We start from the raw sequence: 25,492 nt of genomic DNA on the forward strand, positions 1-25,492 counted from the left end.
GCGCCGATCGATCCGGCGCGGCTTTCCGCCGACGAGGTCAGCGGGTCAGGGCAGCCAGTCCGGTCGCAACGGGTAGCCGTTGACCGCGTCCGGGCCGTTGCGGGTGGCCAGAACCTGGTGCAACTGGATGCCGTTGCGCTCGAACGCCAGCCGGGAACCGGCCATGTAGAGCCCCCACACCCGGGCCGTACCGCCACCCACCTCGGCGACGCAGAAGTCCCAGTGCTCCACCAGGTTGCGGCACCACGCCGCCAGCGTCAGCGCGTAGTGCCGCCGCAGGTTCTCCTCGTGGTGCACCTCCAGCCCGACGTCGTGCAGCTCACTGATCACCCGCCCCGGACCGGCCAACTCGCCGTCCGGGAAGACGTACCGGTCGATGAAGGCGCCCGAGCGGTGCGGCGCCCGGTTGTCGGCCCGGGTGATGCAGTGGTTGAGCAGACGGCCCTCCGGGCGCAGCCGGTCCCGCAGGAAACCGAAGTACGCCGGGTAGTTGCGCACCCCGATGTGCTCGGTCAGCCCGATCGAGGAGACCGCGTCGAACTCCCGCCGGGGCGCGTCGCGGTAGTCCATGTGCCGCACCTCGGCCAGCCCGGTCAGTCCCTCGCGCGCGATCGCCGCCTGCGCCCACTGCGCCTGGGCGTGCGACAGCGTCACCCCGAGGGCCTTGACGCCGTACTCGCGGGCCGCGTGCCGGACCATGCCGCCCCAGCCGCAGCCCACGTCCAGCAAACGCATGCCCGGACGCAGCGCCAGCTTGCCGGCGACCAGGTCGTACTTGCTCGCCTGGGCCTGCTCCAGCGTGTCGTCGGGACTGCGGAAGACCGCGCAGGTGTACGTCATCGACGGCCCGAGCACCTTCTCGTAGAAGGCGTTGGACACGTCGTAGTGGTGGGAGATCGCACTGCTGTCCCGCACCCGGGAGTGCCGCAGGCCGCCCACGATCCGCTTCCAGCGGGGCAGCGCCTCCTGTGGCGGCGCCGGTGGCGGCAGCAGCCGCTCCCAGCCCAGCCCGCGCACCAACGCCAGTCCCTCGGCCACCGTCGGAGTGCGTACCCGCAGCTCGTCCTTGAGCACCCGCAACGCCTCGTACGGATCGCCCGGGTGCACCCCCTCCAGCGCCAGGTCCCCGCTCACGTACGCCCGTGCCATGCCCAGGTCGCCCGGCGCGGTGAGCAGGTACGACAGGCCCCGCTCGGATCGGATCGACAGGGTGATCCCGGCGTCGGCCGGACCGAGTCGACTGCCGTCGTACCCGGTGACCCGGACCGGCAGCGGGCCTGCGGTGAGGGCCCGGACCACGTCCGCGACACTCGGACCACGTCGGCCGCTCCCGGCCGGCGGGGTGGCGGGAACACCGGCCGCCCCCTGCTCTCGGTCGATAAGGCTCATGCCGGCACTCCGCTCCGCTCCGTGCCGCCACGAGACACACTGAGCCTGATGACTCGCTCGCTACGCTCGCTCATGCGCGCGCTACCGCCTTTTCGTACAGTCCGGTGAGCCGATGTTCCGGGTCGTACCGGTCCCGCACGGCGCGCCACGTATCGCCGCCGTAGAGCCGGTCGAACGAATCCCGGTCGTAGTACGCGTCGGAGTAGAGCGACTTGTGCCCGCCCGACTCCGACACCGCGCGCTCGATCTCCCGGTTGACGTCGCCGTCGGCGGCGCTCTCGGCGATCGGCACGCTCCCCCAGAACCCGATGTTGACGTAGTCCTGCCCCGGCCGGAGCGGATACAGCGGCCAGGACCGCGCGGATCCCCCACCCGACGGCTCACGCAGCCGCAGCGGGCACAGCCACACCGGGGTCATCCCGACCCGGCGGGCGAACCACTGCAGGAAGTCGGCGGTGCGGTCCAGCGGGATCTCCACGTCCTGCACCACGCGTTCCCGGGCCGGCTGGCCGCGCCAGCGGTCGATCCGGGCGGCCACCTGGTGCCGGTGTTCCAGCCGCACGATGCGGTGGTAGACGTCGCTGCGCCGCCAGCGGGCCGGCCACAGCCGCCGGACCAGCGGATGCTGCGCGCCGAACGCCGCCGAGCACCAGAACCAGTCGGTGTCCCAGCGCCACAGGTAGTCGTGGACGGTCAGCGTGTCGTGCGGCAGTCGGCGCAGCGACCGGTAGTAGATGCCCTGGCCGGTGTAGTCGGAGACCCGGCCCGGCTCGTCGGTGAAACGGGCCAGCACCAGGTACGCCTCGTCGGGGCTGAACATCACCCCGTCCATCGCGTCGACGGCCTCCCCCGCCCAGGCACGGCCGGCGGTGATCTCCGCGATCGCCTCGGTCAACGCGGTCAGGTCGGTGAACCGCACGTTGCGCAGCGCCACGTGCCCCCGGACCGGTTGCAGCTCGATACGCAGCCGGGTGGCGTAGCCGAGGCTGCCCAGCGAGTTGGGGAACGCGGCGAAGAGGTCCGCGTGTGCGCCCTCCGGCCGGGCGGTGACCAGCTCGCCCGCCCCGGTGAAGACGTCCATCTCGGTCACCGACTCGTGCGGCAGGCCGTTGCGGAACGAGGTCGACTCGATGCCCAGCCCGGTGACCGCCCCACCCAGGGTGATGGTGCGGAGCTGCGGCACCACCAGCGGCATCAGGGCGTGCCGCAAGGTCGCCTCGACCAGCCGCTCGTAGGTGCACATGCCCTGCACGTCGGCGGTGCGGGCGGCCGGGTCGACGCTGAGCACGCCGCCGAGCCCGCTGACGTCCAGGCCCGTCGCGCGCGGGGCGTCGCGCGGCCGGAACAGGTTGGAGGTCCGTTTGGCCAGCCGCACCGGCCGGCCCGGTGGCACCGCAGCGTACGACCGTCGAAGCTGAGCCACCGCCACGTCATGATCACGCAAAGCGTGCATGTGGTCACTTTACGCGTCAGCGGCGCCGTCGGCGGGCCGTCCACGCGAGAGTTACCGCACCCTCGATGGCGTACCGGCGCGGGGTGGGCCAGGATGCCGGCATGTCGGAAACCGATGGATCGGGCACCGTCTACGGCACCCGCCGTTCCGGACCGCCCCGGGATCCGGTGCTGGTGGTGGCCGGTGCGGTCGGGCTGGTCGGCGTACTGGCCGGGGTGCTGTTCGCCACCGGCCCGCTCGGCGGCGGCGACGAACCGGCACCGACCCCGGTCGCCGCCGGCCCGACGTCGGCGGCACCGAGCCCGAGCGAGAGCTTCGCGCCGCCGACCGTGCCGAGTCCCGAGCCGACACCCACCCCGTCGCCCACGCCCACCGAGGCCGACCCGAACACCGGGCCGAAGGTGGTCCGGGGCGTCGGCTCCGGCCTCTGCCTCGGGCTCGACGGTGACGGCGAGCGGGCGGTGGCGAAGCTGGCCGGCTGCACCGGTGGGCCGGAGCAGCAGTGGGTGGTCAACCCGTTCGGCCCGGACACGGTGACGCTGACCAACGCCGCCCACAACCAGTGCCTCGACGTGGAGGGGCGCAGCGGCGACGACGGCGCCCGGTTGCAGCAGTTCGGCTGCCACGGCGAGGACAACCAGCAGTGGCGTCTCCAGCCGACCGGCGACGGCGCCGTGCTGGTGGTGGCCGTGCACAGCGGCAAGTGCGCCCAGGTCCGCGACGGTGGGAGCGAGGCCGGGAACGACGTCGTCCAGGCACCGTGCGACGGCAGTCCGGCGCAGCGCTGGTCGTTGCAGTGACCGGCGGTCAGTCCCGGTAGCTCCAGGCGCGGGGTGCGGTGGCGACCGGGAGCGGATCGGTGACCGCCGGTCCCCGGCGGCGGACCAGCATCACCGACAGCACCGCCGCGCCCACCGACAGCGCCCCGGCCACGTACCAGGCCAGCGTGTACGTGCCGAGTTGGTCCCGGACCAGGCCCGCGCCGGTGGCCGCGACCGCCGCGCCGAGCTGGTGCGAGGCGAAGACCCAGCCGAAGACGACCGCGCCCGAGGTGCCGAAGTACTCCCGGCACAGGGCCACCGTCGGCGGCACGGTGGCGACCCAGTCCAGCCCGTAGAAGATGACGAAGACCAGCATGCTCGGTTCGGTGGTGGCCGCGAACAGGCCGGGCAGCACCAGCAGCGATCCACCCCGCAGCGCGTAGTACGCGCCGAGCAGCAGGCGGGGGTCGTACCGGTCGGTGAGCCAGCCGGAGGCGACCGTACCGACGATGTCGAAGAGACCGACCAGCGCCAGCAGCCCGGCGGCCGTGGTCTGCGGCATGCCGTGGTCGTGCGCGGCGGGCACGAAGTGCGTGCCGACCAGGCCGTTGGTGGTCGCGCCGCAGATCGCGAACCCGGCGGCCAGCAGCCAGAACGGCCGGGTCCGGGCGGCCCGGGTCAACGCGCCGACCGCGCGCGCGGCGGCCCCACCGGCCGGGGCGACGGGGGCGACGACCTCGCTGCCTCCGTACGGGGGCAGCCCGAGGTCCGCCGGGTGCTCGCGGAGCAGCCAGAGCACCAGCGGGACGACCAGCAGCGCCGCCCCGGTGACGACGAGTGCCGCCGCACGCCACCCGTACGCCCCGACCAGGACGGCCAGCAGCGGCAGGAAGACGAGTTGGCCGGCGGCCCCACCGGCGGTGAGCACCCCGGTGACCAGACCTCGGCGGCCGACGAACCAGCGGCCGGTGACGGTGGCGACGAAGGCCAGCGCCATCGACCCGGTGCCCAGCCCGACCAGCACGCCCCAGCAGAGGACGAGTTGCCAGCTCGCGGTCATGAAGACGGTCAGTCCGCTGCCGGCGGCCACCAGGGCCAGCGCGACGGCCACCACCCGGCGGATGCCGAAGCGGTCCATCAAGGCCGCGGCGAACGGCGCGGTCAGGCCGTAGAGCAGCAGGTTCACCGACACGGCGGCGGAGATGGTGGCCAGGGGCCAGCCGAACTCGGCGTGCAGCGGGTGCAGGAGCACCGACGGGGTGGCCCGGAACCCGGCGGCGCCGACCAGCGCCACGAAGGCGACGGCCGCCACGATCCAGGCCGGGTGCAGGCGGAAGGGACGATTCACCAGGCGAGTCTGCGGCGCGATGGACCGAAGGGACGAGTGGCCCGGAGGTCATGATGCGCAACAATCGGGCCATGCCTGCGCATCGCATCGCGGTCCTCGCCGTCGACGACGTGGTCGGCCTCGACCTCGGCACTCCCGCCCAGGTGTTCAGCACGGCGCGCGACGCCGACGACCGGCACTACTACGCCGTCGACACCTGCACCGCCGGTGGCCGTCCGGTCCGCAGCACCGCCGGGTTCCGGGTGCTGCCCGACCACGGGCTGGAGCTGCTGGACCGGGCCGACACGGTGATCGTGCCGGGGGTGCACGGCGAGGCGACGCTGCGCCTCGGCGTGATCGAACCCGTGGTGCTCGACGCGTTGTGCGCCGCGTACCACCGGGGTGCCCGGATCATGTCGATCTGCACCGGCGCGTTCGTGCTTGCCGCCGCCGGGCTGCTCGACGGTCGCCGGGCCACCACCCACTGGGCGTACGCCGACCGCTTCCGTCGCCTGCACCCCCGCGTCGACCTCGACCCCGAGGTGCTCTTCGTCGCCGACGACCGGCTGCTCACCTCGGCCGGGGTCGCCGCCGGGATCGACCTGTGCCTGCACGTGGTCCGTACCGACCACGGCAGCGCGGTGGCCAACCGCTCCGCGCGGCGCTGTGTGATGCCACCGTGGCGCGACGGCGGGCAGGCCCAATACATCGAACGCCCGGTGCCGCAGACGACCGACACCAGCACCGCCGCCGCCCGCGAGTGGGCCCGGCAGCGCCTGCACGAGCCGGTGAGCCTGCGCGACCTGGCCGAGCAGGCCCGGATGAGCGTGCGTACCTTCACCCGCCGGTTCCGCGCCGAGACCGGGCTCAGCCCGACCCAGTGGCTGCTGCACGAACGCACCGACCACGCGCGGCTGCTGCTGGAGAGCACCGACCTGACCGTCGACCAGATCGCCCACCGCAGCGGCTTCGGCACCACCGCCGCCCTGCGCCAGCAACTGCACCTGCGCATCGGCGTCGCGCCGTCCGCGTACCGCCGTACATTCAAAGGAAGGGCACCCGGTTAACGCCTGCGGTAGAGCAGGGGTCCCCTGCTAACAGATTCCCCGAGGCGTCAGGAGCGCAGTGCCCGCAGCTCGGTCAGGTGTCGGGGCAGGTGCACACGGGTGTGCAGGTCGATGACGCGCCCCCAGGGCAACGGCTCGTCGACGACGAGGTCGAAGCCCTCGCGCAGGTGCGTCTCCACCGGCGTGTCGGCCCCCGCGCCGAGCCGGGCCACCAGGGCGACCAGGCGATCGCTGCTGAGGCGGAGCCGATCGGCCAGCCCGGCCAGGCCACCGGCCTCGGCGACCAGCGCATCCAGTTCCGGCCGGTGGACCTCGTCCAGCTCGTAGAAGGCGTACGGGGAGCCGGCGAGCACCGCCTCGGTCGCCTCGCTCATCAGCTCGTCGCTGGTCACCACGTGCGCCACGATCTGTTCGGCGCGGTAGGAACCGGTCGGCGGCGGCCCGAACCCGCCCGCGTCGACCTCGGCCAGCAGCGCGTCGTACGCCTGCCGCAACCCGTCGACCTCCACCCGGCCGAGCCTAGCGGCGACCGCGTCGTGACCGCAGGTAGTCGCTGACCACGTACTCCCCGAGGTCCTCGGTGTCCGGGGTGAAGACCCGGCCGCCGCTGCGCCGGGCCACCGCGTCGACGAAGCGGCGCAGCCCCGGGTCGTCACCGAGCATGAACAGGTTGAGCGTCGCGCCGTACCGGCCGAGCCGGTCCACCTCCCGGATGGTCGCCTCGACGGTCGCCGGCAACGACGGCCAGTGGAACAGTGCCTCGCCGTCGGCCGGGTCCAGGTGGGCGGTCGGCTCACCGTCGGTCACCACCAGCACCACCGGTTCGGCGTCCGGGTGGCGGCGCAGGTGCCGACCGGCGAGCCGCAGGGCGTGTTGCAGGTTGGTGCCCTGGGTCATGTCCGGCTCGACGGCGGCCAACTCCTGCTGCGTCAGCGTCGCCGCCCGCCGACCGAACCCGATGATCTGGAGCGCATCCTGCGGGAACCGGGTCGCCATCAGGTGGGCCAGGGCCAGGCCGGTCTGCTTCATCGGACCCCAGCGGCCCTGCGAGATCATCGAGTACGACAGGTCCACGCAGAGCGCCACCGCCGCCGAGGCCCGTCGCTCGGTCTCGACCACCTCGAAGTCCTCGACGGCCAACTGCACCGGCACTCCGGGACCGACCCGACGTACCGCCCGGGTCAGCGTCCGCACCACGTCGATGGGCTGCTCGTCGCCGTACGCCCAGGGCCGGGAGGCGCCGGTGACCTCGCCGGCTGCTCCGGCCGACCGCAGGTCGTGCTCTCCCCGCGGACCGGCGGTCAACGCGGCGAAGACCTGCCGCAACGCGGTGCCGCCCAGGCGGCGCAGCGCCTTCGGGCTGAGCGTCAGCCCCTCCGCGTCGCGGGTCACCCAGCCCTGCCGGCGCAGCTCCCGCTCCAGTTCCCGGAGCCGGCGTACGTCGTCGGCGGCGTCCCGGCCGAGCGTACGGGCCACCGACTCGACGTCGATGTCGTCCAGCGTCGCGCCCGGGTACTCCTGACCCAACTGGTCCAGCAGGTCGTCCAGCTCGGCGATCTCGTCCAGCGCTCCGGTCGCCTCGCCATAGCCGAGCGGCTGCTCGCCCCGCATCCGCTCGCCCCGGCCCCAGCGCAGGTCGGGGCGGAGCGCCCGCAGATTGCCCTCCAGGTCGGCCAACTCCCCGGCCAGCCGGTCGCCGAGCGACTGACGCATCAGGTCGGCGAGTTCCTCCCGCTGCCGGTCGGAGAGCGAGTTCATCAGCCGCCGCCCGGCCGCCGCCCGCCGGGCCAGCAGGTCGATCAGCTCGTCGACGTCGGCCGGTCGTTCCGGGAAGAAGTCGCCGTGCCGGCGCATGAACTCGGCGAACGCGTCGGTGGTGTCCTCGGCGCGCGCATGCCGGGCGAGCAGGGCGTTCAGGTCCCGCATCATCTCGGCCAGCCGCTCCTGCACGGCCGGGTCGGCGGCCATCTGGGCCGAGGAGCGCAGCCCGGCGAAACGCTGCCCGAGCACGTCGTCCCGCAACCCGTCGAGGATCCGCTGGTAGGTCTGCCGGGCCTCCTCGCTGGCCCACCGGTAGTCGGAGAGTTCCCGCACCGCCTGGGCGGTGGATCGGGGCAGGTTGTCCAGCATCGCCTCGGCGAACCGGGCCGCCTCGTCCGGGCGGCCGGACAACTCGTCGCGCTCGGCGGCCAGCGCCTGGTCCAGCAGGGCCTGGGCCCGGGTCACCGCGCCGTCCAGGTCACCCCGGCGCAGCGCCTCGCGCCGGAGCCGCCGGGCGCGGGCGGTCAACGCGTCCAGCCCGCCCCGCTCCTGCGGGCCCCGGCGCAGCAGCTCGCGCAGCGCCTCCCGCAGGCTGCCGCCGGCCAGCACCTCCTGGCCGACCTGGTCCACCGCGGCCTGCACGTCGTACGGCGGTGCCAGCGGATCGGGGCCGCCCCGCCACTGCCCGTACCGGAACCGGTTGCCGGCCATGGTCAGTCCCGGCCGCCGTACCGGGTCCGCCCCGAGTCGGTCACGTCCTTGCCCAGCCGGCGGCTCAGGTGCAGACCCTCCAGCACGAACTCGACCGCCGCAGCGGCCTGCCCGGGGCTGGGCGCGTCGCCGACACCGAGCCGGTCGAGCACCTTGGCCAGCCCCGGCACGGTGCCCACCTGGCGCAGCAGGTCGGCCGCCGACACCAGCTCCCCGGTCTCGATGGTCTCGCCCTCCTCGACCAGCGTGGTGAACCCGGACAGGTCCAGCCCGGCGAGGCGGGCCCGGAACGTGTCGGCGGTGGCGGTACGCAGCAGGTGGCCGAGGATCTCGGCCTCGCGCCCCTCCTCGCCGCTCTCGAACTCCACCTTGCCACGCAGGGTGGAGGTCACCGAGACGGCGTCGCCCACTCGCGCCACCGCATCGGGAGAAAGGAAGGGCCCCCTACTAACGTCTACGGTAGAGAAAGGGTCCCCTCCTTTCACCTCACCCGGCAGGGCCGACGGCGACGCGGCCAGCAGGCCGGATCGGCGTAGGGCGGCGGCGGCCACCGTCTCGGCGGCGGCGACGGCGAACCGGGCGGAGACGCCGGAGCGCGGGTCGACCGAGGGCGACTCGCGGACCGCGCGGGCGAACCGGGCGAGCACCTCCAGCACGTGCTCCGGCACCTCGGCGACCAGGTCGGCCTCCTGCCGGATCAGCTCCAGCTCACGCTCCAGGTCGGTCGGGTAGTGGGTACGGACCTCGGCGCCGAACCGGTCCTTGAGCGGGGTGATGATCCGCCCCCGGTTGGTGTAGTCCTCCGGGTTGGCGCTGGCCACCAGCAGCAGGTCCAGCGGGAGCCGGAGCTGGTAGCCACGGACCTGGATGTCCCGCTCCTCCAGCACGTTGAGCAGCGCCACCTGGATGCGTTCGGCCAGGTCGGGCAGTTCGTTGACGGCGAAGATGCCCCGGTTGGTCCGGGGCACCAACCCGAAGTGGATCGTCTCGGGGTCGCCGAGCGTACGGCCCTGGGCCAGCCGGATCGGGTCCACGTCACCGATCAGGTCACCGACGCTGGTGTCCGGGGTGGCGAGCTTCTCGCCGTACCGCATCGAGCGGTGCAGCCAGCCGATCGGCAGGTCGTCGCCGGACTCGGCGACCAGCGTCCGGGACGCCGGGGTGACCGGGTGCAGCGGGTGCTCGTTGAGCACCGACCCGGGAATCACCGGGGTCCACTCGTCCAGCAGGCTCACCAGGGACCGGATGAGTCGGGTCTTGCCCTGGCCCCGTTCGCCGAGGAGCACCATGTCGTGCCCGGCCAGCAGCGCCCGCTCCACCTCCGGCAGCACCGTGTCGTCGTACCCGACGATGCCGGGGAAGCGGGGCGTGCCGCTGCGCATCCGGGCCAGCAGGTTGTCCCGCAGCTCCTGCTTGACGCTGCGGGACCGGTGGCCGGCGGCGCGCAGCGCGCCGAGCGTGCCGGGCAGGTCGGCCGGCGGGACCGGGGTCATCGAGGTCGGTGCAGTCACCCGCCCCACGCTAGCGCGCTCGGATGGCTTTCAGCTCGCCCCGTCGGATCCCCGGCTCAGCCGGGCGAGCGCGGCATCGATGGCGATCCGCTGCGACTCCTCGGCGTAGGTCTGCTGATCGACCGCCGCCAGCGCGTTGAGCCCTTCGACCAGTGCGACCAGGCTGATCGCGGTGTCCGCGCAGGCGACCGGCGGCCAGTCCGGGCGGACCTCGGCGACCAGGCCGCCGATCCGGTCCAGGAACCGCCGGTTGTAGGCGCGGTGCAGGTCGGCGAGGACCGGGTCGGCCAGCGCGGCGGCGAGGAAGCCGACCCACACCCGCGCCTCCTCGCGCTTCTCCTCGGTCGGCGAGGCGGCCTGCCACAGCACGGCCCGCAGCGCCTCCCGGGGCGAGTCGGCGGCGGCCTGGGCGGCGTCGGCGCGCTGTCCGGTACGCCGGTGCAACAGCTCCCGGGCGTGCACCAGCAACGCCTGCTTGTCGGCGAAGGTGTGCAGCACCATGCCGGTGGTGCAGCCGGCCTGTTCGGCGACCGCGCGCAGGGTGAGGCCGGGCAGACCGCGCTCGGCCAGCACCGACCAGGTGGCCGCCGAGAGGCGTTGCTGCTGGTCCGCCAGGTCCCGCCGTCTGGGCATCCGTCCCCTCCCCCCGGTCGCGGTCCTACACCGTAACGTACGTTACGGTAACGCTTGTTACGGAACGCGGGAGAGGGAACGAGAATGATCTCCATCGAGCACGAGCCGTGGGACTCGACCGACGCGACCCGCCTGCGCACGGCGCAGCGGGCCGAACTCGACGCCCGCTACGGCAGCGACAACCACGAACCGGGGACGCCGCCGAGCGCTGAGACGATCAGCGTCTTCCTCGTCGCCCGCGACGCGACCGGCACCGCCGTCGGCTGCGGCGGACTGCGCCTGCTCGGGCCCGGCTCGGCCGAGATCAAACGGATGTACGTCGTCCCGCCGGCCCGGGGCACCGGCGTGGCCGTCGCCGTCCTGCGCGCCCTGGAGGACGCGGCCCGCCAGGCCGGAGTACGCACCCTGCTGCTGGAGACCGGCACCGCCCAGCCCGACGCGCAGCGCTTCTACGAACGCGAGGGCTACCGGCGCGTCGACAACTTCGGCCCGTACCGGGACGCGCCGCTCTCCGTCTGCTACGCCCGCGACCTGCCCTGACGCACCGCCGCCGCGCCAGCGGCGGGCACCGGGGACGTGGCGGTCAACGGCCGACGCGGGCCCTGATCATGCGTGGCACGGCGGCCAGGCCGGTCAACGGGCGGAACGCCCGGGCCGCGTTGACCAGGGCGGCGTACTCGTCGTCGGTCAGGTCGATCTCGGCGGCGGCGGCGTTGCGCTCCATCTGCTCCACGCTGGACGCCCCGGGAATCGCCACCACGTTCGGGTGCCGCAGCACGTACGCCAGGGCGATCTGGCTCGGCGTGGCGTCGTGGGCGGCGGCCACCTGACGCAGCGTCTCGATCAGGGCGGTGCCCCGGGCCAGGTTCTCCGGCAGGAAGTACGGGTTGGCCCGGCGGATCGCGCCGACCGGTGGGTGGTGTGCGTCGTACCGCCCGGAGAGGAAGCCCTGGGCCAGCGGGCTGTACGCGATGACGACCCGGCCCGCCTGCGCCGCGTACGGCAACAGGTCCTGCTCCGGCTTGCGGTCCACCATGCTGTAGCGGACCTGGTTGCTCAGCACCCGCCGACCCAGCACGGTCTCGGCCACCTGCCAGCGGCGCAGGCTGTAGTTGCTCACCCCGACCTCACCGACCAGGCCGACGTCCTGCAACGCGCGCATGCCCCGCATGGTGGTGCCGTCGGCGACGAGCGGGTTGGGCGAGTGCACCTGGTACAGGTCGATGCTGCTGACGCCGAGCCGGGCCGCCGAGGCGACCGCCCGCTGCTGCACCACCGCCGCCACCGGCAGCACCGGGAAGATCTTGGTGGCCACGGTGACCTTGTCCCGGTCGGCGGCCAGCGCCGCGCCGAGGATCCGCTCGCTGCGACCGAGGCCGTAGATCTCGGCGGTGTCGAAGACGGTCACCCCCAACTCGACCGCGCGCCGGACGATGTCCGCCGCCAACCGTTCGTAGTCGGGGCCGTAGCCCCACTCCCGCGAGCCGAACTGCCAAGTGCCGAGGCCGATCTTGGACAGGGGCTTCGGGGTGTCGAGCTGCACGTAGCGCATGGGATCGACCGTACCCGCCGCGTCGTGCCCCGGCCGCCGGTCCGGCGGGCGAGGCCGCACCCGACGGTCACCAAGGGCGCGGGTTGGCCCGGTGGTTGCGGACCGTGCAGGCGGGTCCCTTCGGTGGCCCGCCGCGCGAGCCGCGCAGCCGCAGGGCGATCGACACGAGCAGCAACGTGACCAGCAGGCCGCCCGCGACCAGCGGCCAGCGCCGGCCGTCCAGGTAGGTGACCGCGGCGACCGGTACGTTGTCGGCGACCTCGGTGGTCGCGTCGGCACCGACGCCCGGCAGCCCGTCCTCGGTCTCCGGGGTGCCACCGGCCGTGCCGACCGGCGTGGTGCCCGGACGGAGCGCGTCGACCGCCACCACGTCCACGTCGGAGCAGGAGTAGTAGGTGTCGGCGGTGTCCGAGTGCTGCCAGACCGTGTAGACCACGTGTCGACCGCTGCGGTCCGCCGGCAGCCGCCCGGACATCAGGTACGTCCCGTCCCGCAGCGGTGGGTCGGTGATCCGCAGGAAGGGCAGCCGGTCCAGGTCCGCCCAGGTCAACCTCTTCGACGGGGTATAGCCCTGGCGGGTCAGGTAGAGCCGGAACGTGCCCTGGTGCGCCGAGGTGGCGCGGTACTGGAAGGCGAACTCCGCCCCGGCGGTCAGTGGCGTCGCCGGCCAGTCCGTGCGCGGCAGATCCAGCCCCCGGTACGCGGACAGGCCGCCGCTGCACAGCTCCCCGTCGGGGATCACGTCCCGGTCCCGGCCGTCGACGCCGTACACCCGGATGTTGTCCCACTCGCGCAGCGCGGCACCCTCCCGCACCGCCGCGAGGCAGGCGGACGTGCCCACGTGCGGCCCGTCCGGCGCGCACGCGGCCGAGCGGCTGACCGGGTACGTCGGGGCACCCTGTGCGGCGGCGGGCAGCGCACCGGCCGTCGTCCCGACGAGAGCGACCAACGCGACGACGACAACTCGACGTACGGCCATGTTCTCGACCTCCCACGCACCAGTACGGGCCACAGGCGTCGACAGTTCGATCTCTGCGGCCCGGATCTGGCGGGTCGGCCGGACGGCCGGCGTCAGGAGCGGTACGCGGCCACCGCCTTGGCGAACCGTTCCACCAGTTCGCGGCAGTCGTCGGTGGAGACGGTCAGGTGCGGCAGCAGCGGCATCACGCCGCCCGCGTAGCTGGTCAGCAGCCCGTGCTCGCGACACACCCCGCGCAGGTCGTGGACGTCGCGCAGCGACCAGAGTTCGCCGTCGGCGTCGCGCAGCTCGACGCCGAGCATCATGCCGACGCCGCGCACCGCGCCGATGCGGGGATCCGCCTGCGACGCGGCGTCCAGCATCTCGACCAGTTCGGCGCCGCGTCGGCGCACCGCGGGGAGGAAGCCGTCGGCGGTGAGGATGTCGAGCACCGCCAGGCCGGCCGCCGCCCCGATCGGGTGCCCGTCGGTGGTCGATCCGTTGGGGAAGCCGAGCCGCACCGGCGGGTCGGCGAGGGCCTGGTAGATGTCGCTCGCCACGACCAGCGCGGCGAGCGGGAAGTAGCCGGCGCTCAGACCCTTGCCGAGGACCAGCATGTCGGGCACCTCGGCGAGCCGCTCGACGTAGGTCATCGCGGCGACCCGTCCGGCGCCGGTGGTCACCTCGTCGGCGATGGTGTGGATGCCCCGGCGACGACACTCGACGATCAGCGTCTCCAGGTAGTGCTCCGGCGCGGGCCGGAACGAGGTGCCGGAGACCGGTTCGAACATCACCGCGGTCACCCGGTCCACCCCGACCGACTCGATGGCGTCGAGGACCGGGCGTACGCACTCGCCGGTGCACGCGTCCGGGTCGCAGGTCACCGGCGGCGGGGTCGACACGTGCACCACGTGCCCGTCGATCGGGGCGGAGTAGTCGTGCAGGATCGGCTCGTCGGTCAGCGCGGTGGCCAGCGGTCCGGTGCCGTGGTACGCGTCGTGCAGCGCGATGACGGTGTGCCGGTCCGTCTCGCCGGTCATCCGGCGGTAGAACCGGGACAGCATCGCCGCCGCCTCGGTCATCTGGCTGCCGGTGTTGCCGAAGCGTACGTGTCGCAGCGGCTGCGGCAGCAGCGCCACGAGCGCGGCGGCGTAGTCGACGGTGACCTGCGGCGGGTGTTCGTAGCGCATCACGGTGCCGCTGGGCAGCACGTCGAGCTGGCGGGTCATCGCCTGCTTCACCGACTCGCAGGAGTAGCCCAGCGTGACGTTCCACATCGACGATCGGGCGTCCAGGTACCGCCGTCCGGCGGCGTCCTCCAGGTGGCTGCCGGCACCGCTGACCAGGAACAGGTCCGGTCCGTTCTCCCGCAGGTGCGGCCCCATCGGCGTGAGGCCGTGCCAGAGCGCGTACTCGCTGTTCGTCATGGTCATCTCCGCGGGGTGAGGGGGGCCGAGGTGTCGAGTGCCGCGCGGACGATGCGGTCCGCGTCGGGTAGCAGGCCGTCGAGCAGCGCCGGGCTCACCGGCGCGGGCACCGGGACGCCGGTGAGCAACTCGACGTGCTCGGGGCGGGCGGTGCCGGTGCGTACCAGGTGGTAGGCCAGGTCGGTCAGGACGGACCCGGCGCGGGGTTGCTCGTCGACCAGGATCACCGGCCGGTCGGGCACCACCATCGCGGCGACCCCGTCCCTGTCCAGGGGGGCCGCCGTCCGCAGGTCGACCACCCGGGCCTGGACGCCGTGCTCCGCCAGCCGCCGCGCGGCCAGCAGGCTCTCGATGACCGTGTTGCCGATGCCGACCAGGGTGAGGTCGTCACCGGGCCGGGCCAGACCGGCGACGCCGAACGGCAGCGGGTCCGCGGACGGCTCGGGCTCGGGCAGGTCGGTCCAGGTGGGGGCGAACAGGCGCGGTGACTCCAGCAGGACGACCGGGTCGGGGTGGCGCAGCGCGGTCCGCAGCAGACCGCCGACCGCGTTCGGTGAGCCGGGTACGGCGACGACCAGGCCGGGGATCTGGCTCAGCATGCCGTACGGCACGTGTTCGTGCTGCGCACCGAGGTGCTCGCCGCCCTGGGTGACGCCCCGGATCACCAACGGCACCGAGAACTGGCCGTCGCTCATGTACCGCCACGTGGTGACCTGGTTGACCAGTTGGTCGAACGCGCTGAACAGGAACGCCACCCGGTTGACGCTGAACAGCACCCGCCGACCCACCAGGGCCATGCCCAGGGCCATGCCGAGCATCGCGTTCTCCGCGATCGGCATCCGGACCATCCGCTCGGGGCCGTACTGCGCGACCAGGTCCTCCTGCTGGAAGGTGCTGAAGTGGCTCAGGGTCGGCTGCTCGGTGAACGCCTCGCGGACCGCCTCGCCGATCGGGTGGCGGCGGCTCATCGGCCCGCCCCGATCAGGTCGGCGGTGACGGTCACGCCGGTGGTCGCGGTCGCCGGATCCGGGTCCCCGGCGGCCAGCGCCGCCCGCAGCAGCGCGTCGACCTCGGCGGCCACCTCGGCGTGCAGGGAGGTCAGGTCGGCCGTGAGTCGTCCGGCGGCGACGGTCAGCGGGTCGCGGTCGGCCCACCGTCGCCGTTCCTCCTCCGGCCGGTACTGCGGCGGCGGGTGCTGCCCGAGCTGGGTGTGGAAGTCCCGCAGGTAGGTGTGCGCGACGATCACCTGAGGTCCGGTGCCGGCCCGGCAGGCCGCCAGCGCGGTGTCGGCCGCGTCGTGCACCGCCTCGACGTCGTTGCCGTCGACCTCGACGTACGGCAGCTTCAGCCCGGCGGCGAGTTCGACCGGGCTCAGGTGGCGGACCAGGGCACTGGCCGTCTGGTCCTGCCAGCCGTTGTCCTCGCAGACCACCAGCAGCGGCAGCCGCTGTGCGGCGGCGATGGTGAGCGTCTCGTACGCGCCACCGGCTCCGAGCGCGCCGTCACCGCAGAAGACCAGCACGGCACGCCCGTCCCCGTCGAGCCGGGCGGCCATCGCGGCACCGGCCGCGATCGGGATCTGAGCGGCGACGATCGACGTCGAGCCGAGCAGACGGTGCGCCCGGTCGGCCAGATGCATCGAGCCGGACTTGCCACCGCAGAGGCCGCCACCGCGACCGAGGACCTCGCGCATCACCCGCTCGGGCGGACAGCCGGCGGCGAGCGCGTGACCGTGGCAGCGGTAGAAGCTGACCACCCACTCGGCGGGATCCCGGGCGCCCAGCACTCCGACGGCGACCGCCTCCTGGCCGGTGTACGGGTGGATCGCGCCGGGCACCAGGCCCTGCTCCGCGCACCGCAGCAGGCTTTCCTCGAACAGTCGGATGGTGAGCATGTCACGGTAGGCGGACAACAGGTCCATGGTGCTTCCCGTCGTTGGCTTCTCAGCGAGTGCGGTCCCGGGCGGAGATCGCAGAACGCGGTGCGCCATACGTGATGCCGGTTCAACTTTCGGGTCGACGAGGTGCGGCGTCAACGCCTGGCCCCGAGGATGGCGCGATGCTGCCAACCTGGTCGTCGCCCTCTGACCCGTCGATTGGCGAGATCGTGCCATCTTCCGGGCCGGGCCGGTCGGTGCCGGTGGGGCGCAGGCTGCTCACGCAGCCGCCGAGCAGCGCGGCGGAGGCGAACAGGATCAACGTGGGCACCAGTCCCCACCACTGCGCCAGGGCTCCGCCGAGCAGCGCGCCGACCGGGATCGCGAAGGTCGTCGCGGCCCGCCCGAGCGCGATCACCCGACCCAGTTGGTGGGCGGGGACGAGGGACTGCTGGAGCGTGGTGGTCGCGATGAACCAGACGGTGGCGCAGAACGAGAAGATCGCCTCGTAGACCACGAGCGTGACGAAGGGCGGGGCGACGGTGGCGGCCGGGATCAGGAACAGCGCGGCACCGGCCAGCGGGGCGAACACCGGCACCACCCGGGTCATGCCGAGCCGACGGATCACCCGGCCGGCCACCGTGACGGCCAGCATGGACACCACGCTGCTGACCACGTAGGTGATCCCGATCAGCCCCGGTGACAGGTGCAGGTGCTGGTAGGCGTAGACGAGATAGAGCGCGCCGAGCGCCGAGCCACCGAAGTTGAGGGCCGCCGCGGTCACCGCCACCCGGACCAGCACCGGGCGTCGGCGCATCGCCGCCACGCCCTCACGCAACTGGTCGAGCATGCTGCCCGCCGGGCCGTCGGCGGTGGCGGCGGGACCGGTGCGGGCGCCGATCCGCAGCCGGGCGTACGCGACCACGCTGAGCAGCCGGGCCAGCGCGTCGACCCCCATCGCGGCGGCGGCACCGGCCACCTGGATCAGCCATCCGGCCAGGGCGGGCCCGGCCACCTGCCCGACCGACCGGGCCCCGGCCATCGCCGAGTTCGCCTGGACCAGCCGCTCCGTCGGCACCATCCGCGGTATCGCGGCCTGGAGGCCGATCGTGACCAGGGCACCGAGTCCTCCGGCGACGACCGCGACCACGGCCAGCATCGGGATGGAGAGCACCCCCAGCAGGCCGGCGACCGGCACCGTGGCCACCACCGCCGCATAGCCGAGACTCCCGCCGACGAGCAGACGACGCGGCGAACGGGCCCGGTCGACGACGACCCCGAGCATCGGGGACGCGAGCGCGTGCGTACCGAATTCGATCGCGAACAGCGCGCTGGCGACCAGCGGTGACGCTCCCAGGTGGAGGATCGCCAGCGTGGGCAGCGCCAGCGCGGTGATCTCGGTGCCGACCACACCGGCCCCGTGCGCCGCGACCAACGGGCCGAGCCCCTCCACCCGACGCCGCAGCCGCCCCAGTCCCGCAAACATCAGCGCAGGGTATGCCGCCCGAGTGGCATCTCCGTGCCACCGCCGGACGGGAACCTTGACCATGGTGCACACCGCCGTTACCGTTTCGCCAAGCTCCGGGCGGAGAAGTGGCTGGTAGCACCGGCCGCAGGTAGGACACGAGGCACCTGGCCGGTCCCCGACCGAACCCACGGGTTCGCCGCCGGACCGCCCTGCCGGACGTGGCGCCGAGATCCCTTCCCCTGTCGGTAGTGGAGCTGGCCATGGTCCTCATTCGTCACGATGAACTCGACAACGACGCCGTCGCGTACCGCGTCTTCGGGGTGACCCGGGACAAGAAGGCGTGGCGGGCGAGCGACATCATCGGCGACGGACTGCGCCGCAAGGACTGGGACCGCACCGAGATCGCCTGGCGGGCCGCCTCGCGCGGGTACTACGCCGAGCAGGCCGGTCTGGTCGCCGCCGCCACGCTGGCGGCGAACACCGAGGACGCGCCGTTCCGCTTCAGCCTGGCCCTGGCCACGGCGGACGAGGCCCGCCACGCGGACGCCTTCTACCAGTACGCTCGCGCGATCGGCGGCGACGTCGAACCGGACGCGCAGGAGGCGATGGAGCCACTCGACGAGATGCTGCTGAGCCTGCCGCACATGGGCCGGGCACTCGTGCACACCATCCTCGAAGGACTCGCCTCGGACGAGTTCATCCTGTTCGGCGAGATCTTCGCCGGTGATCCGCTGGCCCGCCTGTACGAGGCGGTGCGGACCGACGAGATCCAGCACATCGCCATCGGTCTGAACTATCTCTCCCGGGTCTCCGCCACCCCGGCCGGCGCCGAACTCTGGCGCGAGCACGGCCAGGAGTGGCACGACATCGGCTTCGACGTCACGGCGCTGAACAGTATCGCGACGTCCTGTGCCAGGTTGACCGGCCGCGACCCCGAGAAGGTGCGGTCCTGGTTCGTCCGGCGGCACCGGGCCCGACTGCGGGCCGCCGGTCTGTCCTTTCTCGACCTCGAAGGAGGTGAACGGAAATGAAGATCAAGAAGGTGGCGATCAAGAAGGTCACGCACGGCTCCTGCAAGTACGCCGTCATCCTGTGACCGGCAGGTGAGTGATCCCGGTGGTCCGGGTGGGGGTGACCCACCCGGACCACCGGCAGCCTGCGGTGCCCCACCCGTTCGTGCCACCCGCGCCGGATCTTCCGAAAGACGAGACGATGACCATCTGCCTCGCGGCCATGCCGTGGCAGTCCCTGGACTGCCCGTCGCTGCCCATCGGACTACTCAAGGCCGTCACCGTCGCCGCCGGCCGACCGGAACCACTGAGCTACCACGGCGGCATCCGCTGGGCCGAGTACCTGCTCGACGCCAGCGACGGCGAGCTGGGGCCGCCGGAGTACACCGAGGTCGCGGAGGAGGGCCTGTTCCACGGGCTCGGCGACTGGGTGTTCGCCGGGGTGCTGCGCGGTGACGACGCGTTCGGCGTCGCGGAGCTGCGCCGGTACGCCGAGGAGCACGGTCTCGACATCGACCGGGTCACCCGGATGCGCGAGTACGCCGCCGGTTTCGTCGACGCGGCGGCCCGGGAGATCCTCGCCACCGAGCCCACCCTCGTCGGCTTCACCACGACGTTCATGCAGAACGCGCCGAGCCTCGCCACCGCCAAGCGGATCAAGGAACTGGCCCCGCACGTGCCCATCGTGCTCGGCGGCGGCAACTGCGACGGGATGATGGGCGCGGCGATCCACGAGAACTTCCCGTTCGTCGACTACGTCGTACGCGGCGAGGGCGAGATCGCCTTCCCCGCCCTGCTCGACGCGTTGGACGGCCGCATCGGCCTGGCCGCCGTACCCGGGCTGTGCTGGCGGGACGAGGACGGACGGCACGACAACCCGCAGGGCAAGCTGATCCCGCCGGCCCTGATGCCGGTGCCGGACTACGACGACTGGTTCGCCCTCATCGCCGAGTCACCGGTCGGCGAGTACGTCGAGCCGAAGCTGGTGCTGGAGAGCGCCCGGGGCTGCTGGTGGGGCGAGAAGCACCACTGCACCTTCTGCGGCCTGAACGGCACCGGCATGCAGTTCCGCGCCAAGGCGCCGGAGACGGTCATCGAGGAGCTGACCTCGCTGGTGCGTCGGCACCAGACGCTGGACGCCATCATGGTCGACAACATCATCGACAACCGCTACTACCGGGACCTGCTGCCGAGCGTGGCCGCGCTGGACTGGGACCTGCGCATCCACTACGAGGTCAAGTCCAACCTGCGCCCGGACGAGATCACCGTGCTGCGGCAGGCCGGCGTCACCCACGTGCAGCCGGGCATCGAGTCGCTGGTCAGCCCGGTGCTCAAGCTGATGGACAAGGGCGTCACCGGGGTACGCAACGTACGGACGCTGCGCGACTGCGAGGCCGCCTCGCTGACCGTCTCCTGGAGCTGGCTCTACGGCTTCCCGACCGAGTCCACCGCCGACTACGAGGCGGTCCTGCGGCAACTGCCGGCGCTGGTGCACCTGCAACCGCCCGCCGGTGCGGCGCGGATCCTGCTGGAGCGCTTCAGCCCGTACTTCGAGAACCCGCTGCTGGGGTTCCCCAACCGCCGGCCCGCCAAGATGTACGACCACGTCTACGCGCTCGCGCCGGAACGGCTGACCGACATGGTCTATCTGTTCGACACCGATCCGGCCGGACTCTCCGAGACCGACGCCGAGGGGCTGCACAAGCTGATCGGGATCTGGATCGACGCGTACCCGTCCAGCTCGCTGCGGATCCTGCACGCCGACGACGAGGAGATCGTGATCGAGGACCGGCGGGTCGGCTGGCCGGAGCAGGACCACCGGATCAGCGGGGCCGGGTTCGTGGCCGCGTACCGGGAGCTGGAGAACGGGCGTACCGCGAAGGCCCTGGCCGCCCGGGTCGCCGAGTACGGCCTGACCGACGAGGAGTTGCAGGACTGGTTGGGGAAGCTGGCCGGGGACGGACTGCTCTTCACCGAGCAGGGCCACTGGATCACCCTGGCGACCCCCACCGAACCGTTGAAGGTGAGCTGATTCCCATGACGACGGCGACGAGCTCGGTGATCGACTTCGACGCGCTGCGGACGGACCCGTCGGCGTACAGCCTGCTCGCGGTCGAACTGCCCGAGCCGTTGCGGTTCGGACAGTCCCCGGCGCAGGATCTCGACCTGTTGCGGCTGCTCCGCGCGGTCACCAGCCACGCGGTGCGGCTGCGGTGGACGCTGCGTGGTCGCCCGTCGTTCCCGCTGCACACCTACTCGCACCTGCTGCCACCGTGCCTGGGCGTGGAGCTGGACGACGTGACCCACACGGTGGCCTGGGCGCGGGACTACCGGTACGGGTCGTTCTACTACCGCCGGGGCCCGGGAATCGTCACGATCAAGGACGTCCGGCCCGGCCAGCCGGCCTCCCGGATGGTCATCGAGGACGGCGCCGACCGGTTCGAGCATCTCGCCGAGTCGGCGGACGGCCGCCCGGAGGCCGACGACGCGGAGCTGGTCGCTGACGCGGTCGAGGCAGGTCTGGCCGTCGAAGCCGACGGTCGTACGCTCGTACTCCCGTTCCGGATGCGGCACTGGCCGGTGCCATACCTGGCGGTCTGATCAGACCAGGCCGCGTCGCGCGGCATGGACACCGGCCTGGAATCGGGTGTTGGCGTCGAGCCGGTGCATCATGTCGGACACCCGTCGGGCGAAGGTCCGTCGACTCATGTGCAGCGTCGCCGCCGCCTGGTCGTCGGTGAGGCCCTCGCCGAGCGCGCGGATCAGCTCCTCGCCCTCGTCGACCCGGGCGCCCGTGGTCCGGGCGACCCGGGTGCGCTGCACCGCGGTGTCCCACATCAGGCCGAACACCGTCGCCATCGAGTCACCCATCACCACGCTGCGGATCCGCGTCAGCCGACCGTTGCACGGGTTGACCGGATCCTGGTGCGGCAGATAGACCACGGCCCGATCCCGCACCACGAGGAAGTACGGTAGGTCCACCGGGGCCGGTAGGGCGATCCCCTCCCGCGCGAGGGCCGCCACCGGCTCGGCCAACGGCTCCCGACCCGGTGTGAAGAGCAGACGGACCGTCAGGTTGCGGGCCCGCAGCTCGCCGAACACCTCCGCCGGCAGCGGCATCTGACCGGGTATGGGTGCCACGACCAGGAGTTCGTTCCGGGTCAGATCGGTCAGCTCGGCACTGAGAAGCAGGGCGCTGATGTCGGCGCTGAGCACACGCCGATCCTGATAGGCGGCCCGCTGCACGAGGTTTCTGTCAGTGATGGTGGAACGGACGGGTATTGAACTTGGGCTATCGTATATCACCTTATATGCCCATCGATAACGGCACGCGTCACCGACCGGCCAATGGCCGGCACGGTCCTGCTACATTTCCACCGGACCACGGAGAGTCAGCATTAGACGCTCCGCGCCCCATTCAGAGCGGGTGTCGGTCGCCGCTCGACCGGACGATGATCACAGCTCCCACTGCCGGATCACTTCCCAGCCGTCGAGTCGCGCGGCGGCCCGCACACAAAGATCGGCCAGACTGAGTTCGGCGGATCTCATGTCACAGATAGCGACATAGGCCCCTATCCACATCAACCCCGCTCGTTCTATTACCTTGACGTGTTCGACTCGATCGCCATCCACACGACAGCCGAGAATCAGGTCCCTCAGCCGTTCGGGCGTCAGCGGCGTCCGCGCCGTCGTCACCGGTATGAGCGTTACGGCTGACAGCTGCACGTTTCCATCCAATGTGTCGTAGACATCCCCCCGCCAACGCGCCCCCATGCTCAGCGAACGGCATCCGCGACCTAGCGCAGCGGCATTCCCCAGGAGAACCCGGCGGTCGGGCCGTCGTACTTGTTGAGGGGAACGCGTTCGCCGAGCAGCGGAGCGGAGACGCCGACCACGAGCGCGAGGGCGGCAAGGGCGATCTTCAGGCGACGAGACATACAGTCACTTTCCTTCCCGAATCAGGCAACCTGCCTAACGGTTTCCCCCATTGCACCGTCGGCCACGTCAGTCTCTTGCGACGCCGGGATACGGTCAACAAGATCCAAGTGACGGGATCGCGCCAGGCGGGATCCCGTCAGGGTGGCAGGATCTTGCCAGCCGTCTTTGCCATCTGACAATCTCTTTCCCGGCACGCCACCGGTCGGGCACGGAGCACTAGTGGGAGGGAGCAGAGTGTTCAGCACCCTGGGCATATCGACCACCGCAGAGGCCGTTTACATGACCATGTTGCGGCAGTCGACCTGGGGGGTCGCCGAGATCGCCGAGTCCTTGCGGATCGACACGCGGAAGGTGCACGACGCACTCGACGAGCTGATCGAACTCGCCCTGGTCCGCGAGTCGCCGGTCAGCCCCGGCAAGATCACGCCGACCAGCCCCAAGGTCGGCCTCGCGGCGCTGCTCGCCCGCGCCAAGGCGGACATCGCCCAACAGCAGTACGAGATCGAGGCGACCCAGGCGGCCATCGACGCGCTCTCCGAGGCACACCACGTCGACCAGCCGGACCAGCAGGACCAACTGATCCAGATCGTGCAGCTCGACTCGGTGCGCCAGCGACTCCAGCAACTCGCCCGGCTGACCCAGGTGGAGTGCCTCTCGTTCAACCCGGGCGGGGCACACCGGCCGGACGCGATGGCCGCCAGCAAGCCGGTCAACCAGGAGGCCCTGGAGCGGGGCGTCACCATCAAGTCGATCTATCAGGAGAGCTTCCGCAACGACCCGGACACGCTGGCCTACGCCCGCTGGTTCAACAGCCTCGGCGGCGAGACCCGCTGCCTGCCGGTGGTGCTGTTCCAGATGATCATCGTGGACCGCCGGATCGCGCTGCTGCCGGTCGACCCCACCGACGCCCGGAAGGGCGCCATCGAGATCCACAACCCGGGGATCACCGCCGCCCTCAGCACCCTGTTCGATCACGCCTGGTCCACCGCGACACCGTTCGGCGCCGCCGCGAGCGCCGACGAGAACGGGCTGGAACCGACCGAGCGGCAGTTGCTCCAACTGCTCGGTGACGGCTACACCGACGAGGCCACCGCCCGCAAGCTCGGCCTGTCGGTCCGCACCGTGCAACGGATGATGTCCGACCTGACCACCCGGCTGGGTGCGGAGAGCCGCTTCCAGGCCGGCGCCAACGCGGTGCGGCAACGCTGGCTGTGATCCGGTCCGCGCCCCGCCCCGGGAGGTCCCGCGGTGCGGTGCCACGGGGCGGGGACGCGGCGGGTCACACCGACGGCTCGCAGATCAGCCAGTCGCCGTCCTCGCGCAGCATCGACACCAGCCGCGCCTGCGTGGTGCCGTCGGCATAGCTGACGCTGACCCCGACCGTGCCGGTGGTCTTCCACGGCAGACCGTTGACCCGCAGCTCACCGGTCATCTCGTGGGAACTGGGCAGCCGCGCCTCGGCCGCCGAGGTGAACGCCTCCCGGGACTGGTCGGCGCGCACCTCGGCACACAGCGACCCGTACGCGTCGTCGAAGCGTCGCTCCTCCAACGCGCGGTAGTAGTCGTCCACCACGTCCTTGGCGACACCACCACTGCGTGCCGTCAGGAACACGGCCGAACCCGCCCCGGCGAGCACCAGCAACACGACCGCACCGACCACCACCATCAACACCGTCTTCCTGGTCTGCTCCGACTCCTGCTTCCTCATGCCGGCACTCCGCTCCGCGTCGTCCCCTGCCGGGGCGCGTCTGCCTCGATGATCTGCTCACTCCGTTCGCTCGTGTCGGCACCGAACACGGCGGTGGTCGCCCCGGCGGTCTCCGCGCCGTCGATGACCAGTTCCTGCCCGGTGAGGAAGCTCGCCTCCGGGGAGGCGAGGTAGTGGAACGCCGCCGCGATCTCGTCCGGTGACGCGTGCCGTCCGGCGGGGATCTTCGCGTTCACCTCGTCGAGCATGGCCGGCGTGTACTCGGCCAGTTGCATCGGCGTCAGCACCGCACCCGGGCTGACACAGGCCACCCGGATCCACGGGCTCAGCTCCAGGGCGAACGTGCGGCACAGTGCCACGATGCCGGCCTTGGTCGCGTTGTAGTCGGCGTAGAGCGGGTAACCCCGCGCGCCGTTGACCGAGGCGGTGGCCAGCAGCACGCCGGCCCGTCGCCGCACCATCACCCGGGCCGCCGCCTGCCACAGCCCGAGTACACCCAGCAGGTTGACGTCGACGACGCGTCGGGCGTCGGCCTCGGTCAACTCCAGCACCCCGTGTCGCACGCTGATGCCGGCGTTGGCGATCACCACGTCGATCGGCGCGGTCTCGGCGACCTGCGCGACCGCGTCGCGGACCGCCGACCAGTCCGCGACGTCGGTCTCGATCCACGTGACCGCCGGGTTCTGCGGATCGGCGGAGGGCCGCACGTCCAGGTTGAACACCCGGTCCCCGCCCGCGGCGAACCGTTGGGCCGTGGCCCAGCCGATGCCGCTGGAGGCACCGGAGATGATTACCGTCCGCATCGAACTCTCCCAGTTCTCGTGTGGGTCGTGGGGGGGGGGGGGGGGGGCCCCCCCCCCCCGGGGGGCCGGGCGGGGGGGGGGCCCCGGCCCCCCCGGGCCCCCCCCCCCCGCCCCCCGGGGGGGGGGGGGGGGGCCCAG

25 protein-coding genes are annotated in these 25,492 nt (G+C 72.3%); 7 read left to right on the forward strand and 18 right to left on the reverse strand.

What is annotated here, in order from left to right:
- Positions 1–45 precede the first annotated feature (45 nt).
- Together ACIBMZ_RS25655 and ACIBMZ_RS25660 are read right to left on the reverse strand one after the other, a co-directional pair.
- Entirely contained in the window at positions 46–1,389 is a 1,344-nt protein-coding gene (locus tag ACIBMZ_RS25655; protein WP_396697990.1) for a class I SAM-dependent methyltransferase, read from the reverse strand.
- Between the two features lie 70 nt (positions 1,390–1,459).
- Positions 1,460–2,842, reverse strand: a complete 1,383-nt coding sequence (locus tag ACIBMZ_RS25660; RefSeq protein WP_396697992.1) for an FAD-binding oxidoreductase — start codon at positions 2,840–2,842, stop codon at positions 1,460–1,462.
- A 101-nt stretch (positions 2,843–2,943) separates the two neighbouring features.
- Between ACIBMZ_RS25660 and ACIBMZ_RS25665 the strand changes: the two genes are divergently transcribed.
- Entirely contained in the window at positions 2,944–3,642 is a 699-nt protein-coding gene (locus ACIBMZ_RS25665) for an RICIN domain-containing protein (protein WP_396697994.1), read from the forward strand.
- A 7-nt stretch (positions 3,643–3,649) separates the two neighbouring features.
- On the opposite strand, the gene ACIBMZ_RS25670 is transcribed toward ACIBMZ_RS25665, so the two are convergent.
- On the reverse strand, positions 3,650–4,951 hold the full coding sequence (locus ACIBMZ_RS25670) for an MFS transporter (RefSeq protein ID WP_396697996.1): 1,302 nt from the start codon (positions 4,949–4,951) through the stop codon (positions 3,650–3,652).
- Between the two features lie 53 nt (positions 4,952–5,004).
- Between ACIBMZ_RS25670 and ACIBMZ_RS25675 the strand changes: the two genes are divergently transcribed.
- Positions 5,005–5,997 carry a GlxA family transcriptional regulator gene (locus ACIBMZ_RS25675; RefSeq protein ID WP_396697998.1) on the forward strand — a complete coding sequence of 331 codons (993 nt, stop codon included), beginning with the start codon at positions 5,005–5,007 and terminating at the stop codon, positions 5,995–5,997.
- Between the two features lie 47 nt (positions 5,998–6,044).
- Here the strand turns inward: ACIBMZ_RS25675 and ACIBMZ_RS25680 are convergent, their stop codons facing one another.
- The 4 genes from ACIBMZ_RS25680 to ACIBMZ_RS25695 are packed head-to-tail and all read right to left on the reverse strand — an operon-like array spanning position 6,045 to position 10,613.
- Positions 6,045–6,506: a hypothetical protein gene (locus tag ACIBMZ_RS25680; protein ID WP_396698000.1), complete on the reverse strand. Its 462-nt coding sequence runs from the start codon at positions 6,504–6,506 to the stop codon at positions 6,045–6,047.
- A 10-nt stretch (positions 6,507–6,516) separates the two neighbouring features.
- Complete coding sequence (locus tag ACIBMZ_RS25685; RefSeq protein WP_396698002.1) at positions 6,517–8,469, reverse strand: VWA domain-containing protein; 1,953 nt, start codon at positions 8,467–8,469, stop codon at positions 6,517–6,519.
- A gap of 2 nt (positions 8,470–8,471) precedes the next feature.
- On the reverse strand, positions 8,472–9,962 hold the full coding sequence (locus ACIBMZ_RS25690) for a magnesium chelatase (RefSeq protein WP_396698041.1): 1,491 nt from the start codon (positions 9,960–9,962) through the stop codon (positions 8,472–8,474).
- A gap of 48 nt (positions 9,963–10,010) precedes the next feature.
- Entirely contained in the window at positions 10,011–10,613 is a 603-nt protein-coding gene (locus ACIBMZ_RS25695; RefSeq protein WP_396698004.1) for a TetR/AcrR family transcriptional regulator, read from the reverse strand.
- An 84-nt stretch (positions 10,614–10,697) separates the two neighbouring features.
- Here ACIBMZ_RS25695 and ACIBMZ_RS25700 point away from each other — a divergent pair, with 84 nt between their 5' ends.
- Positions 10,698–11,153, forward strand: a complete 456-nt coding sequence (locus ACIBMZ_RS25700; RefSeq protein ID WP_396698006.1) for a GNAT family N-acetyltransferase — start codon at positions 10,698–10,700, stop codon at positions 11,151–11,153.
- 43 nt (positions 11,154–11,196) lie between these two features.
- On the opposite strand, the gene ACIBMZ_RS25705 is transcribed toward ACIBMZ_RS25700, so the two are convergent.
- From ACIBMZ_RS25705 to ACIBMZ_RS25730, 6 genes are all read right to left on the reverse strand, one after another.
- Complete coding sequence (locus ACIBMZ_RS25705; protein ID WP_396698008.1) at positions 11,197–12,165, reverse strand: aldo/keto reductase; 969 nt, start codon at positions 12,163–12,165, stop codon at positions 11,197–11,199.
- A gap of 67 nt (positions 12,166–12,232) precedes the next feature.
- Positions 12,233–13,144 carry a lytic polysaccharide monooxygenase gene (locus ACIBMZ_RS25710; protein ID WP_396698010.1) on the reverse strand — a complete coding sequence of 304 codons (912 nt, stop codon included), beginning with the start codon at positions 13,142–13,144 and terminating at the stop codon, positions 12,233–12,235.
- Positions 13,145–13,236: 92 nt separating this feature from the next.
- Positions 13,237–14,550, reverse strand: coding sequence for an aspartate aminotransferase family protein (locus ACIBMZ_RS25715; protein WP_396698012.1), 1,314 nt, complete (start codon positions 14,548–14,550; stop codon positions 13,237–13,239).
- A 2-nt stretch (positions 14,551–14,552) separates the two neighbouring features.
- Complete coding sequence (locus tag ACIBMZ_RS25720; RefSeq protein WP_396698014.1) at positions 14,553–15,518, reverse strand: alpha-ketoacid dehydrogenase subunit beta; 966 nt, start codon at positions 15,516–15,518, stop codon at positions 14,553–14,555.
- Positions 15,515–16,462 (reverse strand): thiamine pyrophosphate-dependent dehydrogenase E1 component subunit alpha, encoded by a 948-nt coding sequence (locus ACIBMZ_RS25725; protein ID WP_396698016.1) that lies wholly within the window; start codon positions 16,460–16,462, stop codon positions 15,515–15,517. Before ACIBMZ_RS25725 ends, ACIBMZ_RS25720 begins: the two co-directional genes overlap by 4 nt.
- Before the next feature lie 91 nt (positions 16,463–16,553).
- Positions 16,554–17,912 carry an MFS transporter gene (locus ACIBMZ_RS25730; RefSeq protein WP_396698018.1) on the reverse strand — a complete coding sequence of 453 codons (1,359 nt, stop codon included), beginning with the start codon at positions 17,910–17,912 and terminating at the stop codon, positions 16,554–16,556.
- A gap of 242 nt (positions 17,913–18,154) precedes the next feature.
- On the opposite strand from ACIBMZ_RS25730, the gene ACIBMZ_RS25735 reads away from it, so the two are divergent.
- From ACIBMZ_RS25735 to ACIBMZ_RS25745, 3 genes are all read left to right on the forward strand, one after another.
- Positions 18,155–18,925, forward strand: a complete 771-nt coding sequence (locus ACIBMZ_RS25735; RefSeq protein ID WP_350693213.1) for a ferritin-like domain-containing protein — start codon at positions 18,155–18,157, stop codon at positions 18,923–18,925.
- A gap of 181 nt (positions 18,926–19,106) precedes the next feature.
- On the forward strand, positions 19,107–20,936 hold the full coding sequence (locus tag ACIBMZ_RS25740; protein ID WP_396698020.1) for a RiPP maturation radical SAM C-methyltransferase: 1,830 nt from the start codon (positions 19,107–19,109) through the stop codon (positions 20,934–20,936).
- Between the two features lie 5 nt (positions 20,937–20,941).
- Positions 20,942–21,505 carry a DUF5825 family protein gene (locus ACIBMZ_RS25745; RefSeq protein WP_396698022.1) on the forward strand — a complete coding sequence of 188 codons (564 nt, stop codon included), beginning with the start codon at positions 20,942–20,944 and terminating at the stop codon, positions 21,503–21,505.
- Here ACIBMZ_RS25745 and ACIBMZ_RS25750 read toward each other — a convergent pair whose 3' ends face one another.
- From ACIBMZ_RS25750 to ACIBMZ_RS25760, 3 genes are all read right to left on the reverse strand, one after another.
- Positions 21,506–22,120: a helix-turn-helix transcriptional regulator gene (locus ACIBMZ_RS25750; protein WP_396698024.1), complete on the reverse strand. Its 615-nt coding sequence runs from the start codon at positions 22,118–22,120 to the stop codon at positions 21,506–21,508. It abuts the gene before it with no gap.
- A gap of 240 nt (positions 22,121–22,360) precedes the next feature.
- Positions 22,361–22,600: a hypothetical protein gene (locus tag ACIBMZ_RS25755; protein WP_396698026.1), complete on the reverse strand. Its 240-nt coding sequence runs from the start codon at positions 22,598–22,600 to the stop codon at positions 22,361–22,363.
- Between the two features lie 101 nt (positions 22,601–22,701).
- Entirely contained in the window at positions 22,702–22,842 is a 141-nt protein-coding gene (locus tag ACIBMZ_RS25760) for a hypothetical protein (RefSeq protein WP_396698028.1), read from the reverse strand.
- 235 nt (positions 22,843–23,077) lie between these two features.
- Between ACIBMZ_RS25760 and ACIBMZ_RS25765 the strand changes: the two genes are divergently transcribed.
- A complete protein-coding gene (locus tag ACIBMZ_RS25765) occupies positions 23,078–24,058 on the forward strand; it encodes a LuxR C-terminal-related transcriptional regulator (RefSeq protein WP_396698030.1) in 981 nt (326 codons plus the stop codon).
- 64 nt (positions 24,059–24,122) lie between these two features.
- On the opposite strand, the gene ACIBMZ_RS25770 is transcribed toward ACIBMZ_RS25765, so the two are convergent.
- Together ACIBMZ_RS25770 and ACIBMZ_RS25775 are read right to left on the reverse strand one after the other, a co-directional pair.
- Positions 24,123–24,551, reverse strand: coding sequence for a hypothetical protein (locus ACIBMZ_RS25770; RefSeq protein WP_396698032.1), 429 nt, complete (start codon positions 24,549–24,551; stop codon positions 24,123–24,125).
- On the reverse strand, positions 24,548–25,354 hold the full coding sequence (locus ACIBMZ_RS25775) for an SDR family NAD(P)-dependent oxidoreductase (RefSeq protein ID WP_396698033.1): 807 nt from the start codon (positions 25,352–25,354) through the stop codon (positions 24,548–24,550). Before ACIBMZ_RS25775 ends, ACIBMZ_RS25770 begins: the two co-directional genes overlap by 4 nt.
- Positions 25,355–25,492 lie beyond the last annotated feature (138 nt).

It is taken from the genome of Micromonospora sp. NPDC049900, from assembly GCF_044461025.1.
Lineage (GTDB): Bacteria > Actinomycetota > Actinomycetes > Mycobacteriales > Micromonosporaceae > Micromonospora.

Coding starts and splice junctions, on each gene's coding strand:
- ACIBMZ_RS25660 (WP_396697992.1), bottom strand. CDS start 2,842: ATGCACGCTTTGCGTGATCATGACGTGGCGGTGGCTCAGCTTCGACGG.
- ACIBMZ_RS25665 (WP_396697994.1), top strand. CDS start 2,944: ATGTCGGAAACCGATGGATCGGGCACCGTCTACGGCACCCGCCGTTCC.
- ACIBMZ_RS25775 (WP_396698033.1), bottom strand. CDS start 25,354: ATGCGGACGGTAATCATCTCCGGTGCCTCCAGCGGCATCGGCTGGGCC.
- ACIBMZ_RS25695 (WP_396698004.1), bottom strand. CDS start 10,613: ATGCCCAGACGGCGGGACCTGGCGGACCAGCAGCAACGCCTCTCGGCG.
- ACIBMZ_RS25675 (WP_396697998.1), top strand. CDS start 5,005: ATGCGCAACAATCGGGCCATGCCTGCGCATCGCATCGCGGTCCTCGCC.
- ACIBMZ_RS25735 (WP_350693213.1), top strand. CDS start 18,155: ATGGTCCTCATTCGTCACGATGAACTCGACAACGACGCCGTCGCGTAC.
- ACIBMZ_RS25770 (WP_396698032.1), bottom strand. CDS start 24,551: ATGAGGAAGCAGGAGTCGGAGCAGACCAGGAAGACGGTGTTGATGGTG.
- ACIBMZ_RS25740 (WP_396698020.1), top strand. CDS start 19,107: ATGACCATCTGCCTCGCGGCCATGCCGTGGCAGTCCCTGGACTGCCCG.
- ACIBMZ_RS25685 (WP_396698002.1), bottom strand. CDS start 8,469: ATGGCCGGCAACCGGTTCCGGTACGGGCAGTGGCGGGGCGGCCCCGAT.
- ACIBMZ_RS25715 (WP_396698012.1), bottom strand. CDS start 14,550: ATGACGAACAGCGAGTACGCGCTCTGGCACGGCCTCACGCCGATGGGG.
- ACIBMZ_RS25760 (WP_396698028.1), bottom strand. CDS start 22,842: ATGTCTCGTCGCCTGAAGATCGCCCTTGCCGCCCTCGCGCTCGTGGTC.
- ACIBMZ_RS25720 (WP_396698014.1), bottom strand. CDS start 15,518: ATGAGCCGCCGCCACCCGATCGGCGAGGCGGTCCGCGAGGCGTTCACC.
- ACIBMZ_RS25745 (WP_396698022.1), top strand. CDS start 20,942: ATGACGACGGCGACGAGCTCGGTGATCGACTTCGACGCGCTGCGGACG.
- ACIBMZ_RS25655 (WP_396697990.1), bottom strand. CDS start 1,389: ATGAGCCTTATCGACCGAGAGCAGGGGGCGGCCGGTGTTCCCGCCACC.
- ACIBMZ_RS25700 (WP_396698006.1), top strand. CDS start 10,698: ATGATCTCCATCGAGCACGAGCCGTGGGACTCGACCGACGCGACCCGC.
- ACIBMZ_RS25705 (WP_396698008.1), bottom strand. CDS start 12,165: ATGCGCTACGTGCAGCTCGACACCCCGAAGCCCCTGTCCAAGATCGGC.
- ACIBMZ_RS25710 (WP_396698010.1), bottom strand. CDS start 13,144: ATGGCCGTACGTCGAGTTGTCGTCGTCGCGTTGGTCGCTCTCGTCGGG.
- ACIBMZ_RS25730 (WP_396698018.1), bottom strand. CDS start 17,912: ATGTTTGCGGGACTGGGGCGGCTGCGGCGTCGGGTGGAGGGGCTCGGC.
- ACIBMZ_RS25690 (WP_396698041.1), bottom strand. CDS start 9,962: ATGACCCCGGTCCCGCCGGCCGACCTGCCCGGCACGCTCGGCGCGCTG.